This window comes from Verrucomicrobium sp. (assembly GCA_028283855.1).
Classification (GTDB): domain Bacteria; phylum Verrucomicrobiota; class Verrucomicrobiia; order Methylacidiphilales; family GAS474; genus GAS474.
The window spans coordinates 140,795-153,179 of the sequence record JAPWJX010000005.1 but is presented as its reverse complement, the minus strand read 5'-3'; the positions used below and the strand labels follow the sequence as shown (position 1 = coordinate 153,179).

The window sequence follows — 12,385 nt, the reverse complement described above, 5'->3', positions numbered from 1 at the left end:
GCGGCGGCTGCCGGGATTGTCACGCGCCGCCTCCCCGGCTACCGTTCCCCTCCCCGATGAGGCTGACCACGGAACTCCCCCCCGCCGCGCACCGCGCCCACGTCGCCGCGCGCCGGGACGGTTCCCGCCTTTGGCGGCTCATCCACCGGGGCGGTTCCCTCCACCTGGCCATGGTGCTCCTCCTCACCATCGCGTCGGCCTGCGCCGTGGCCACCATCACGGAGTCCCGTTTCAACGGCGACGTGGCCCGCCACTACATCTACAAGGCGCCCTGGTTCCTCGCCTGGCTGGGCGTTCTTTGCCTGAACCTCTTCTGCGTCACCCTCACCCGCTGGCCGTGGCGGCGGGAGCACCTCGGCTTCGTCATCACCCACTACGGAATCATCACCCTGCTGGCCGGAGCCGTCGTGGGGCGGCTGTGGGGCTTCGAGGGGTTCATGAGCCTGGACCAGGGCGCGCCGCAAAACCGCGTCGTCCTCAAACAGACCGTCGCCCAAATCCGGATCCCCCAGACCGGCCGCCTCTACGAAATCGCGCTCGATCCGGAGGCCCGCCCGCCGACCGAAGCCCGCCCGTGGGACCTGCCGCTCCCGGAAGAGCCCGGCCTGGCCCTGCGCCTGGACGGCTACGCCGAGCACCTTGCCGCCAAGGAACGCCTGGCCCCCGGCGGCGAAAAACCCGGCGTGGCGCTGCGGCTCCAGACGGCGATGATGGGGCAGGAGCTTTCCCTCGTCCTCCTGGCGGGCGATCCGCGCCCCCTCTTCACCCTGGCCCGGATCGAGTGGACCAAGCCGGCGACCGACCTGCCCACCCTCCAGCTCTCCCCGCCGAAGGACGGCGCCGTGCCCTACGTCCTGTGGCGGAAGAAAAAGGCCTTCGCCTCCGGCGTCCTGCGCCCAGGCCAGCCCGTCCCCCTGGGCTGGGCCGATTGGCAGGCGACGCTCCTCCAGGCGGAGAATCGCGCCCACGTGGAAACCTACTTCCTGCCCGGCAACGATCCCGCCGACGCAGGCGGCCTCCGCGCCGTCCTCCTGCGCGACGGCAAGCCATTCTCCGTCGCCCAATGGATCCCCTCCGGCGAGGAGCGGCTCTTTCCCACACCCTCCGGGCGGAGCGTCCCCGTCGCCTTCGGCCTGAAGACGCGTCCCCTTCCCTTCGCCGTGACGCTCCTGCGCTTCGAAGTGCCGCGGGACGAAGGGACCGCCAATCCCGCCGACTTCATCGCCACCATCCGCTTCGACGGGGCCGGGCGGCAGGCCATCGGCCAGGCCCACATGAACTACCCCGCCAGCTTCCCCGGCGGGCTCTGGCGCTCCATGCTAGGCCTCAACTACAAGTTCTCCCAATCCTCCTGGGATCCCAGCGACCTGGACCGCACCACCCTCCAAGTTCTCTTCGACCCCGGCTGGCCGCTCAAATGGATCGGCGCGCTCCTCGTCGTCACCGGCGTCGCCCTCCTCTTCTACTTCAAGCCCACCTCATGATCCGCCTCCTCTTCCTCCTGCTTCTCCTGGCCGCGCCCGCCTGGGCCGGCCTGGCCCGGCCCGACGCCTTCGCCCAGCTCGCCGTCCAGGATCGGGGGCGCAAGAAGCCCTTCACCAGCTTCGCCCGGGAATCGACGCTCCAGCTGACCGGCCGCTCCTCCGTGGAGGCCGGCGGGAAAACGTGGAGCGACCTCGACCTCGTCGTCGCCCTCTGGCTCGATCCCACCGGCTGGGACAAAAAACCGATCCTGGCCGTGGAATCCGCCCGGCTGAAGAAGGTCCTGGGCCTGCCCCGGTTGCAAAGCCGCTTCAGCTACCGGGAGCTGGCGGAAAATCCCGCCCTGCTGCGCATGCAGCGGGAAGCCGCCCGCCGCCGTATCGCTGCCCCGGAAGCGCCGCCGCAGCCGCTGGAACGGGAAGCCGGACGCGTGGCCGAGCGGCTCACCCTCTTCGCCCGCCTTGCGGAAGGCACCTCCTACGCCATCGTCCCCGATCCCTCCGCCGCCACCGGCACCTGGGGCGTCATCGAGCGGATCGCCACCGTCTATCCCGCCCCGCAGGCGCTCCCTCCCTTGCTGGCCTTCCAAAAGCTGGCCCAGGCCTGGACCAAAGGGGACGCCCCCGGCGTCAACGAAGGCGCGCGGGAGCTGGCCGCCCGCCTCCGCGCCCTGAGCCCCGGCGTCTACCCGCCCGCGTGGCGGCTTTCCTTCGAAAACACCTACCTCCAAGTCCATCCGTGGCGCTGGGCCTGGCTGGCCTACCTGGCCGCCGCCTGCGTCTGCCTTCTCGGCGGCATACGCCCCGCCGCCTACCGGTGGACCTGGGCGCTGGCCCTCGCGGGCTTCGCCTTCCAGGCCTACGGCTTCGCCAGCCGCATCGTGATCGCCGGGCGGCCGCCGGTGACCAACATGTTCGAGTCGATCGTCTGGGTCGCCTTCGCCGCCGTCCTCTTCGCCCTGGTCCTGGAGGCGGTCTACCGGCCCCGCCTCTTCCTCCTGGCCGCGCTGCCTCTGGCCGCCGTCGTCCTCCTGTGGGTCGACATGGCGCCGCTCGTCTTCGACAGCTCGATCCAGCCCCTGGTGCCCGTCCTGCGGAACAATTTCTGGCTCTCCATCCACGTCCTCACCATCACGATGAGCTACGGCGCCTTCGCCCTGGCGATGGGGCTGGGCCACATCGCCCTGGGCCGTTATCTACGCGGCACGCCCTTCCAGGCGGACGGCGGCGCGGTCCGCGCCATTTACCGGGCGGTCCAGATCGGCGTCCTCCTCCTGGCCGCCGGGACGATCCTGGGCGGCGTCTGGGCCAACTATTCCTGGGGCCGCTTCTGGGACTGGGACCCGAAGGAGACGTGGGCCCTCATCACGCTGCTGGGCTACCTGGCGCTGCTCCACGGGCGCTTCGCCGGGTGGTGGGGCGGCTTCGGCCTGGCCGTCGGCTCCCTCGTCTGCTTCCTCTCCGTGGTGATGGCCTGGTACGGGGTCAACTTCGTCCTGGGCAAGGGGCTGCACAGCTACGGCTTCGGCTTCGGCGGGACGCCCTACGTCGCCGCCTTCGCCGCGCTGGAGGTGGCGCTGGTCAGCGCCGCTCTTTGGAAGCGCCTGCGCCCGGCGCGCTGACGGGGCCGGAGGAACGCTCCATCCCGGCGCAATCGCCCGGCTGGAGGCGGGTGGGCGCGCCGTCAAAGACCGAGGCGACGCCGTAATTCAAATAGCTGCGGAACGTCTCGAACGTGGGCGTCTGGAGCGCCTCCCCGCTGCTCAGGGCCCGCTGCGCCGCCTTCCGGCCCGCTTCGGGATTGGCTTCCAGCCAGTCCTGAACCGCCTTGCGGTTGCCATGGGCCGCCTCGGACAGGTCGTGTTTGTGGGCGTGGTCGATGCCGAGTTCCAGGACAGTCCTCAGGCTGCCGCTGAAATAGCCCTCCCGTTCGCCGTAAAAGTCCTCGCAGGAATCCCACCGTCCCAGCACTTCCTGGTATCCCCGCGCGTGCGGCGAAGGGGCGATCAGCCCGTCGAGCTTTTCCCCCATGCGGGCGGCAAGCATCCGGATCGGGGTCTGGAGGAGGTCCTGCCCCCATTCCGCGTCGCTCTTCCGTTCCTCGCCGCGCCTTAGCAGGGCCAGGCCCAAGTGGCTTTCCGGCGTCATCGCCGCCACGGAAAAAGCGAATTCCTCCAGCCGGTTCATCGAGTAGGCTTCTCGGTGGTAGGCGCTCTTCGTCCGCAGGAGCTGGTAGTCGATGATCGGCTCCATGGGAGAGCGGGAAAGCCAGCGGCGGCGGTGGCCCATCAGCTCGGAGATGCGCACGTCGCGCTGGAATTCCTCTTCCAGCTCCGGCCCCATCTTCCCGGCGACGACCTTCTCCGCGTAGCGTTCCCGCAACGCGTGAACGGTGGGATGGATTTGTTCGGCCAAGGCGTGGACGATCTTCTTTTCCAGCCGTCGGTCGACCGATCCCTCCTGCCGATATTGCTGGTAGAGGGGCATGAGCAGCTCGGCGCACTTCGGAAAATCTTCCCGGGTCTTGGCCAGGCTCCCCATGACGGACTGGAGAGAGCAGGAGGACGCGGTCTGCGCCAAGTGGAGAAGCTCGATATCCTGCCGGATCTGCCGCTTGCTTTCCGGGAACAGGCCCGGCTGCCCGTCCAGCGCCTGCAGGCGCTCCAGGGGGCTGTGGGCGGCCACGAACTTGGCGATTTGGCGCAGGGCGGCCCGCACCGGCGCGGGAGCCTCGGCTTCCAGGGCTTCCCGGAACGGCGCGTGATGCCGCACGGCGTCCCAATAGGCGGCGCGCAGCTGGCGGGGTCGTACGGCGTTCGGATGAGCCATACCTGTAATTCGGCTATCCGAAAGGGCTTAGGCCTGAAGCTTTTGCTCCCAGCGGGAGACGGCGGCGGCCACCTGGACGGGGTCGGGGGACCCCAGGGTGACCCGGCGGGCCAGGGCCCCTTCCAGGCTCAGCAGGGCCCGCATCTCCTCATTACAGAGGGGGGAAAGGTCTTTCCACCGTTCCAGGGGGAGCTGGTCCAGGGTGTATCCCCCCTTTTCCGCCAGGCCGACGGCGGAACCGACGACGTGGTGGGCCTGCCGGAAGGGCATCCCCTGCCGGACGAGCCATTCGGCCACGTCGGTGGCCAAAAGGAGCGGGTCGGCGGCGGCGGCGCGGCAGTTTTCCCGCCGGGCCTTGGCCCCGTCGACCATCCCGGCGAAGACTTCCAGGCTGGCGAAGAGGGTGTCGGCGGTGTCGAAGAGCCGCTCCTTGTCCTCCTGCAGGTCCCGGTTGTAGGTCATCGGGAGGCCCTTGAGGAGGGTGAGGAGGGAGACGAGGTTGCCGACGACGCGGCCCGTCTTCCCCCGGACCAGCTCCGCCGCGTCGGGATTTTTCTTCTGCGGCATGATGCTGGAGCCGGTGGTGTAGGCGTCCGAAAGGGAGACGAAGCCGAATTCCGCGCTGGCCCAAAGGATGACGTCCTCCGCCAGGCGGGAGAGGTGGACGGCGCAGAGGGCCGCCGCCGCCGCGTATTCCACAGCGAAGTCCCGGTCCGCCACCGCGTCCATCGAGTTTTCCGAGACGGCGGCGAAGCCCAGCAGCTCCGCCACGCGCTGCCGGTTCAGCGGCAGGGTCGATCCGGCCAGGGCGCCGCTGCCCAGGGGCAGGACGTCGGCCCGGCGGGCGGCGTCGGCCAGGCGGCCGGAGTCGCGCTCCAGCATCTCGACGTAGGCCAGGAGGTGATGGGCCAGGCTGACCGGCTGGGCCCGCTGCAGGTGGGTGTAGCCGGGCAGGACGACGTCCAGGTCCCGCCGCGCCCAGGCGACCAGGGCGCGCTGGAGAAGGCGGATGGCGGCCCGCTCCCGGGCGGCTTCTTCCTTGAACCAGAGGCGCAGGTCAGTGGCCACCTGGTCGTTCCGGCTGCGGCCGGTATGGAGCTTCGCCCCGGCGGGGACGCGGGCCGTCAGCGCGGCCTCGATGTTCATGTGGACGTCCTCCCGCTCCAGGGACCATTGGAAGGTGCCGGCGTCGATCTCCTTCTCGATCTGGCGCAGGCCCTCGGTGATCGCCTCCCGTTCCTCCTGGGTCAGGAGGCCGATTTCAAAAAGCATCACGGCATGCGCGACGCTCCCGGCGATGTCGTGCCGGTAGAGCCGCCAATCGAAGGAAACCGACTGGCTGAACCGCTGCATGACGGAGGAAGTCCCCTCCGAAAAGCGGCCGCCCCACAGCGCGCCCTGGCTCATCGGCGGCGCTCCCGGGCCGCGCGGGCCGCGGTGGGCTTCCGCTCCCCGGAGGGACTGCGGCGGGGGTAGGCGGAGCGGGACTTCGACTGCTTGTATTTCTTGGCGGCGGACGGGGGCGCGGGCTGGGGCTTGGCGGAGCCGAAGGAGCGGCGGATTTCCTCGTCGCTCAAGAGGCGCCACTGCCCGGCGGGCAGATCGCCCAGCTTCAGCTTGCCGATCTCGGTCCGGATCAGGCGCTTCACCTTATAGCCGACCAGCTCGAACATCTGGCGGATCTGCCGCTTGATCCCCTGGGTGAGGACCACCTTCACCACCGTGGCGCCCAGGCGGTGGATGCTTTCAAAACGGCCCTTCTGCCCCTCGACGAAGAGGCCTTTCTTCAGCTTCTCCGCCAGGGTGAAGTCGAATTCCTTGTCCAGGACCACCTCATAGGTCTTCGGCAGCTTGTAGCTGGGGTGGGTCAGGCGCTGGGAGAGCGCGCCGTCGTTGGTCACCAGGAGGAGCCCCTCACTGTCCGCGTCAAGGCGGCCGACGTAGAAGACCCGGGGCCAATTGGACGGCAGGAGCTGGAAGATGGTCTTGCGCCCCTCCGGATCGTCGGCGGTGCAGAGGAAGCCGCGCGGCTTGTGGAGCATGGCGGTCATCAGCCGCTCGTTGCGCAGGAGACGCTTGCCCGCCTTCACGTGGTCGCCCGCCTCGACCTGGGTGGACAGGTCGGTCACGACCTTGCCGTTGATCGTCACGCGGCCTTCCGTGATGAGCTGCTCGCAGGCGCGGCGGGAGCCGCAGCCCGCCTGGGCTAGAAATCGGTTGAGGCGCATAGGGAAAAGAGTCCCAACAAAAAATCCCGCCGGAAAGGCGGGATTTTTTAATCCGGACAAAAGGTCGGTTATTCGGGGCGGGTCTTGCGGAGGCCGATGACCTTGTCGCCGTCCTTCCACTGGCCGCGCTTCTTCATGAGGTCGACGCGCTCGAAGCGCTTGAGAACGTTCCGTTTCGTGGCGGTGGCCGAGTTGGCGCGCAGGCTGCGATGCTGTGACATAAAATTGCTCCGGGTTTAAATGGAACCTGTGACATTACTGGCTCCGCGGGGCCTGTCACGCCTTAAATTTTATGAATTGACCGGGAAAAGGCGGGCCGCAAACTCTGCCCCTCCCGTGCAAATCACTCTCTGCAAAGACTTCGCCTTCGAGGCGGCCCAGGCCCTCCCCTCCTTCCCGGAGGGGCACAAATGCCGCCAGGTGCACGGCCACAGCTTTAAGGTGACCATTTCCGTCACCGGGGAGGTCGATCCCAAGACCGGCCTCTTTTACGACCACTCCCGCATCTCCGAGGCGATGAACCCCCTCCTGGCCAAGCTGGACCACTCCTTCCTGAACGAGATCCCCGGCCTGGAAAACCCGACCATCGAGGTCATGGCCGGATGGCTCTGGCAGCGCCTGGCCCCGCAACTGCCGGGCCTCTCGGAGATCGTCCTCCACGAGACGCCCCGCGCCCGCTGCGTCTACCGCGGAAACTAAGCCCCTTTCCCTATGTCTACTATGGATGAACTGAGCGAATTGTTGCAGGTGCGCCGCACGAAGCTTTCCGCCTGGCAGGCGGAAGGGACCGATCCCTTCGGCGGGTCCTTCCCCGGCACCCGGTCGGTGGCCGACACCGTCTCCTCTTTCCAGGAGGAAGCCCCCGCGAAGCTGGCGGGCCGCGTCGTCGCCTTCCGCGACATGGGCAAGAGCATCTTCGGCCACTTCCTGGACCAGAGCGGCCGCCTCCAATTCTACGCCAACGCCCAGTCCCTGGGCGACGCGCTCGACTCCTTCCGCCGCCTCGACCTGGGCGACATCATCGGCGTGGAGGGCACCCTCTTCACCACCCGCACGGGGGAAAAGACGGTGAAGGTGACCCGCTTCGTCCTCCTCTCCAAGTCCCTGCGCCCCCTCCCCTCCCAGTGGCACGGCCTCTCCGACGCGGAGTCCCGCTACCGCCAGCGCTACCTGGACATGATCGCCAACCCGGAGGTGCGCGACACCTTTGTCCTGCGCAGCCGGATCGTCCGGGAGATCCGCCGCTACCTGGAGGAGCGCGGCTTCATGGAGGTGGAGACGCCCATGATGCAGGCCATCGCGGGCGGCGCGGCGGCCCGGCCCTTCGTCACCCACCACAACGCCCTGGGGCTGGAGCTTTACCTCCGCATCGCGCCGGAACTCTACCTCAAGCGCCTGCTGGTCGGCGGCTTCGAGAAAGTCTTCGAGGTAAACCGCAATTTCCGCAACGAGGGCATCTCCCGGAAGCACAACCCGGAATTCACCATGCTGGAAGCCTACTGGGCCTACGCCGACTATCAGACCATGGCGGAGCTGGTGGAAGGCCTCATCGTCCACCTGGCCAAGGAAATCATCGGCACGCTCCAGATCCCCTGCGGCCCGGCCGACGCCGACCCGCGCCCCACGATCGACCTGACCACGCCCTGGCCCCGGAAGAAATACCGGGACTGCGTCCGCGAAGCGGCGGGGGCCGACTGGTTCGACGTCACCCCGGAGGAGCGCCGCGCCCGCGCCGTGGCCCTGGGGGTCGAGATCTCCCCCGCCATGGAGGACTTCGAGGTGACCAACCAGATCTTCGAAAAGAAGGTGGAGGCCGTCACCATGAACCCCCTCTTCGTCACCCATCTGCCGAAGGAGCTGGTCCCCCTGGCCAAGCAGAACGCGGCAGACCCCTCCGTCGTCGACGTCTACGAGCTGATCATCAACGGCCAGGAAATCTCCCCCGGCTACAGCGAGCTGAACGACCCCGTCATCCAGCGCCAGCGCCTGGAAGCCCAGGCGGGGGAGGAAGTGCAGAAGCTCGACGAGGACTTCCTCCTGGCCCTGGAATACGGCATGCCCCCGGCGGGCGGCATCGGCCTGGGCATCGACCGGCTGGTCATGCTCCTGACCGGCGCGGAATCGATCCGGGACGTCATCCTCTTCCCCCTCCTGCGGCCGCGCTAAGACAATGAAGGTCCCGACGGCGGTGGAAGAAGGCTCCGGCCTTCCGGAAGACATCCACCACGCCTACTCCTTCGAGATCCTCAACACGGTCTCCTTCACCCTGGCCATCGGCCTTCCGAAGCTGCTTTTTCTCAAGCATCTGGGCGCCACCGCCACGGTGCTGGGCATCGCCGCCTCCCTCCCCGCCCTTCTCTCCATCCTCCAGATCCCGGCGGCGGGCCTGGTGGAAAAGACCGGCTACCGCGCCTTCGCCCTGCGCGGATGGACGATCCGCTCCTTCTTCATCCTGGGGATGATCGGCGTGCCGGTCTTGAGCCTCTTCCTGGCTCCCATGGCGTCGATCGCCCTCATGCTCCTTTTTCTGGTCGGCTACAACGTCTCGCGCGGCCTCTCCCTCTGCGCCTTCCCGCCCTGGATCACCCGCCTGGTGCCGGAGGCCTTCCGCGGCCACTTCCTCTCCCGCCAGCAGACCTGCAACGCCCTGGCCGCCTGCCTCACCATGCTGGGCACCGCCCTTCTCTTCCGGGGCAGCGCCACCACCGGCTCCTACACCCTGGCCTTCTCCATCAGCTTCGTTGCCGCCATGGGCAGCCTCTACTTCCTGCGCAGCATTCCGGACGTGCCCGTCGCCGGGGCCCCCGCGGCGGAGGCCTTCGCCTGGAACTGGAAGACCCTCTCCGCCAACCGGCCCTTCTTCCTCCTCCTGGTCTACAACATGGTGGTCAACGCCGCCTTTGCCGCCAACAACGTCTTCTGGATGCCCACGCTGCGGGACCTCTACCACTGGAGCGACACCCGCATCCTGGTTCTGAGCTCCACCGGCTACGCCGTGGCCATGCTGGCCCTCTGGGCCTTCGGCCGCATCCTGGACCGCGTGGGCAGCCGCCCGCTGCTGGCCCTTTCCTCCTTCCTCCTCATCGTCCACTTCACCCTTTGGGCGGCCGTGGCCACCGGCTGGCTCAAGCCCCGGTTCTGGAACATGCTCTTCCTGCAGCTGGCCAGCGCGGGCGTCTCCCTCTTCAACCTGGCCAACGCCCGCCTTCTCATGGGCACCGTGCCCGCCTACGCCCGCAGCCACTTCTTTGCCCTCTACAACGTGGCCATCAACCTGACCCTGGGCCTCCTGCCCATCGCCTGGGGCATCGCCCTGGACGGCCTGGTGCGGATGCATTGGACCCTCGCCGGAGGGGACTTCAACCGCTATAGTCTCCTCTACGCCACGCTCCTCGGCATTATGCTCTGCTCCCTCCTTGGACTCCGGAAGCTTCAGGAAGCCCGTGCCATGACCACGGAGGCTTTCTTCTACGAGCTGCTGGTCCGCACGCCGGGGCGCGCCGTCAGCCGTTTCCTGCCGGGGGGACGCCGCCTCCTGCCGTGACGATGAAGGGGCTCTACAAATCGCGCTTCGTCGCCTGGCTGGCCGCGCGGCTCATCAAGGCCCTCTTCGCCACCCTCCGCTTCGAGGTCAGCGGCCTGGAAAACATCCGCCACGCGGGACCGCGCCTCTTCGTCTTCTGGCACGACCGCCTCCTCCTGGCCCCTTCCATCTACCGGTGGATCGAGCCGCGGCGCCCCGGCATGGCCCTCATCAGCCGCAGCCGGGACGGGGAAACCATCGCCCGCATCATCTCCCACTTCCGCATCGAGGCGGGCCGGGGATCGACCTCCAAGAAGGGCGGCATGGGCCTGCGGGCCCTGGTCCGCGTCATCGAGCAGCGCCAGGCCGACGTGGCCATCACCCCCGACGGCCCGCGCGGCCCCCGGCACGAGGTAAAGCCCGGCATCCTCCAGCTGGCCCAATGGACCGGCCACCCCATCATCCCCATCGTCTACTCCACGACACCCCATTGGAAACTGCCCAGCTGGGACCGCTTCCAAATTCCAAAACCCTTCGCCAAATGCCGCCTCGCCTTCGGCGCTCCGATCCGCGTCCCGGCCGAGGCCGGCGCGGAAGAAGTCGAGCGCCTGCGCAAGGAACTCGCCAAAATACTCGGCGAGTGACCGTTTAAAATTATGTACAACAAGAAGCGTCAGAAATTCGACTGGCCCTTCGCCCTGGCGGGAGGAGACGCCCTGGCGATCGGAATCTCCCTCTTTCTCACCCTTCAGGGCCTGCGCGCCGCCTCCCATCTCCCCGCCTCCCCCTTGCCCTGGCGGGAAACGGCGGCCTACCTCATCTTCATCGCCCTCTTCTTCAGGCGCTCCTCCCTCTACAGTTGGCGGGCCTTTTCCAGCCGCGGCCTTCTTCCGCTTCGGATCATCCTCGTCCTGGGAGGGGCCGGCCTTACCTTCCTTGGCTGCGCCTACCTTTTTGGAGAGGAACAGACAGGCTCCTCCCTCCTGGCCAAGTGGACCGGCATCCAGACCCTCTGCGCATTCCTCCTCGTCTGGGGAACGCGCTTTTTCCTGCGCTACCTCATCATGGACCGCTTCTCCCTGATTCCCCAGGAAATCATCTCCTTCGTCGGCTGGAGCCCGGCCATGAAACGCGTGCTGGAGGGATACCGGCAGGAAGTCGGCCGCTTCCAGCAAGTCGCCGGCTACTTCGAGGCGGGCCCCGCGCCGGAAGAGGGATTCCCCTCCCTGGGCCCGATCGAGGAAATGGAGCGAACCGTCTCCGCGCGCGGCATCACCCTTCTCATCGCCGACGAGGCCAGCCTCGGCACGGAACGGATCCATACCCTCTCCGTGGCCGCCTCCCGCGCCCTGGTCTACTTCCAGATGATCCCCTCCTGGGTCGACATCCAAAGCCGCCGCGTCCGCACCCGGACCGTCGCCGGAATCCCCGTGCTCAGCCTGACCGGCGTGCCCCTCGACTTCCTCCTCAACCGCATCCTTAAGCGCGCCGTCGACATCGTGGGCGCCCTCGTCGGGCTGGCCATCTCCGCCCCCCTCATCGCCGTCATGGCCGCGCTCATCAAGGCGGAATCCCCCGGCCCCGCCTTCTACCGCCAAGTGCGCGTGGGGAAGGAAGGGCGGCTTTTCCAAATCATCAAGCTGCGCAGCATGCGGCTGGACGCGGAAGCCGCAGGCGGCGCGGGCTGGACCGTCTCCGACGATCCCCGCCGCCTCCGCATCGGCGCCTTCATCCGGAAGTGGAACATCGACGAAACCCCGCAGTTTTGGAACGTCTTCAAAGGGGATATGAGCCTCGTCGGCCCCCGGCCGGAGCGGCCCGAATTCGTCTCCGGATTCAACCGGAACATCGACCACTACAACCTGCGCCACCACTACCGCCCCGGCATGACCAGCTGGGCCGCCATCCACGGCCTGCGGGGGAACACCTCCATCGAAGACCGCCTCTCCTACGACCGCTACTACTACGAGAACTGGAGCCTGCCCCTCGACTTCCGGATCATGTTCCGCACCCTCCTGCCCCCTAAAAACGCCTACTGATCCGGGGCCTCCGGGATGTAGCAAATCACTGTAGCAATTTTCCGAGGCGTCTCTTAAAGAATGTGCCAAATCGCTGTGCCATTTGGAGAGGCGCGGCCCCCCTCTCTCCACCGGCTAAAAACCGCCGAAGCTGAAGGAAAAAAACGATTTTCTCTCTGTAAAAGACATTGCCAACCGGTTCAGGATTCCCTACGTTCAGCCCTCCTTGCGCGGTTAGCTCAGCGGTAGAGCACTACATTGACACTGTAGGGGTCACAGGTTCAAACCCTGTACCGCGCACCACTT

At 67.5% G+C, this 12,385-nt stretch carries 11 protein-coding genes and 1 tRNA gene; 8 read left to right on the top strand and 4 right to left on the bottom strand.

Annotated features, from left to right (window positions below; translation table 11 throughout):
* The first annotated feature begins 56 nt into the window (after positions 1-56).
* Together PW734_10320 and ccsA are read left to right on the top strand one after the other, a co-directional pair.
* Positions 57-1,484, top strand: coding sequence for a hypothetical protein (locus PW734_10320; protein MDE1171585.1), 1,428 nt, complete (start codon positions 57-59; stop codon positions 1,482-1,484).
* Positions 1,481-3,103: a cytochrome c biogenesis protein CcsA gene (gene ccsA / locus PW734_10315; protein MDE1171584.1), complete on the top strand. Its 1,623-nt coding sequence runs from the start codon at positions 1,481-1,483 to the stop codon at positions 3,101-3,103. Before PW734_10320 ends, ccsA begins: the two co-directional genes overlap by 4 nt.
* On the opposite strand, the gene PW734_10310 is transcribed toward ccsA, so the two are convergent.
* The 4 genes from PW734_10310 to PW734_10295 form a co-directional block, all read right to left on the bottom strand.
* Positions 3,063-4,310 carry a hypothetical protein gene (locus PW734_10310; protein MDE1171583.1) on the bottom strand — a complete coding sequence of 416 codons (1,248 nt, stop codon included), beginning with the start codon at positions 4,308-4,310 and terminating at the stop codon, positions 3,063-3,065. The genes ccsA and PW734_10310 overlap by 41 nt on opposite strands.
* Before the next feature lie 27 nt (positions 4,311-4,337).
* On the bottom strand, positions 4,338-5,717 hold the full coding sequence (gene argH, locus PW734_10305) for an argininosuccinate lyase (protein ID MDE1171582.1): 1,380 nt from the start codon (positions 5,715-5,717) through the stop codon (positions 4,338-4,340).
* Complete coding sequence (locus PW734_10300; protein ID MDE1171581.1) at positions 5,714-6,538, bottom strand: pseudouridine synthase; 825 nt, start codon at positions 6,536-6,538, stop codon at positions 5,714-5,716. The genes argH and PW734_10300 overlap by 4 nt, the downstream gene beginning before the upstream one ends.
* Positions 6,539-6,606: 68 nt before the next feature.
* Positions 6,607-6,759 (bottom strand): small basic protein, encoded by a 153-nt coding sequence (locus PW734_10295; protein MDE1171580.1) that lies wholly within the window; start codon positions 6,757-6,759, stop codon positions 6,607-6,609.
* A 115-nt stretch (positions 6,760-6,874) separates the two neighbouring features.
* Between PW734_10295 and PW734_10290 the strand changes: the two genes are divergently transcribed.
* From PW734_10290 to PW734_10265, 6 genes are all read left to right on the top strand, one after another.
* Positions 6,875-7,237, top strand: a complete 363-nt coding sequence (locus PW734_10290; GenBank protein ID MDE1171579.1) for a 6-carboxytetrahydropterin synthase — start codon at positions 6,875-6,877, stop codon at positions 7,235-7,237.
* A 12-nt stretch (positions 7,238-7,249) separates the two neighbouring features.
* On the top strand, positions 7,250-8,704 hold the full coding sequence (gene lysS, locus PW734_10285; protein MDE1171578.1) for a lysine--tRNA ligase: 1,455 nt from the start codon (positions 7,250-7,252) through the stop codon (positions 8,702-8,704).
* 4 nt (positions 8,705-8,708) lie between these two features.
* The gene (locus tag PW734_10280) at positions 8,709-10,082 is read left to right on the top strand and encodes an MFS transporter (protein ID MDE1171577.1); all 1,374 of its coding nucleotides are present in this window, start codon (positions 8,709-8,711) and stop codon (positions 10,080-10,082) included.
* Between the two features lie 2 nt (positions 10,083-10,084).
* Entirely contained in the window at positions 10,085-10,705 is a 621-nt protein-coding gene (locus tag PW734_10275) for a lysophospholipid acyltransferase family protein (GenBank protein ID MDE1171576.1), read from the top strand.
* 12 nt (positions 10,706-10,717) lie between these two features.
* Positions 10,718-12,100 carry a sugar transferase gene (locus tag PW734_10270; protein MDE1171575.1) on the top strand — a complete coding sequence of 461 codons (1,383 nt, stop codon included), beginning with the start codon at positions 10,718-10,720 and terminating at the stop codon, positions 12,098-12,100.
* 207 nt (positions 12,101-12,307) lie between these two features.
* Positions 12,308-12,382: transfer RNA gene (locus tag PW734_10265), tRNA-Val, on the top strand.
* The last annotated feature ends 3 nt before the right edge of the window (positions 12,383-12,385 follow it).

What these genes read in the sequence shown, in the direction of transcription:
- PW734_10320 (MDE1171585.1), top strand. Translation starts at nt 57, where the DNA reads ATGAGGCTGACCACGGAACTCCCCCCCGCCGCGCACCGCGCCCACGTC.
- ccsA (MDE1171584.1), top strand. Translation starts at nt 1,481, where the DNA reads ATGATCCGCCTCCTCTTCCTCCTGCTTCTCCTGGCCGCGCCCGCCTGG.
- PW734_10310 (MDE1171583.1), bottom strand. Translation starts at nt 4,310, where the DNA reads ATGGCTCATCCGAACGCCGTACGACCCCGCCAGCTGCGCGCCGCCTAT.
- argH (MDE1171582.1), bottom strand. Translation starts at nt 5,717, where the DNA reads ATGAGCCAGGGCGCGCTGTGGGGCGGCCGCTTTTCGGAGGGGACTTCC.
- PW734_10300 (MDE1171581.1), bottom strand. Translation starts at nt 6,538, where the DNA reads ATGCGCCTCAACCGATTTCTAGCCCAGGCGGGCTGCGGCTCCCGCCGC.
- PW734_10295 (MDE1171580.1), bottom strand. Translation starts at nt 6,759, where the DNA reads ATGTCACAGCATCGCAGCCTGCGCGCCAACTCGGCCACCGCCACGAAA.
- lysS (MDE1171578.1), top strand. Translation starts at nt 7,250, where the DNA reads ATGTCTACTATGGATGAACTGAGCGAATTGTTGCAGGTGCGCCGCACG.
- PW734_10280 (MDE1171577.1), top strand. Translation starts at nt 8,709, where the DNA reads ATGAAGGTCCCGACGGCGGTGGAAGAAGGCTCCGGCCTTCCGGAAGAC.
- PW734_10275 (MDE1171576.1), top strand. Translation starts at nt 10,085, where the DNA reads ATGAAGGGGCTCTACAAATCGCGCTTCGTCGCCTGGCTGGCCGCGCGG.
- PW734_10270 (MDE1171575.1), top strand. Translation starts at nt 10,718, where the DNA reads ATGTACAACAAGAAGCGTCAGAAATTCGACTGGCCCTTCGCCCTGGCG.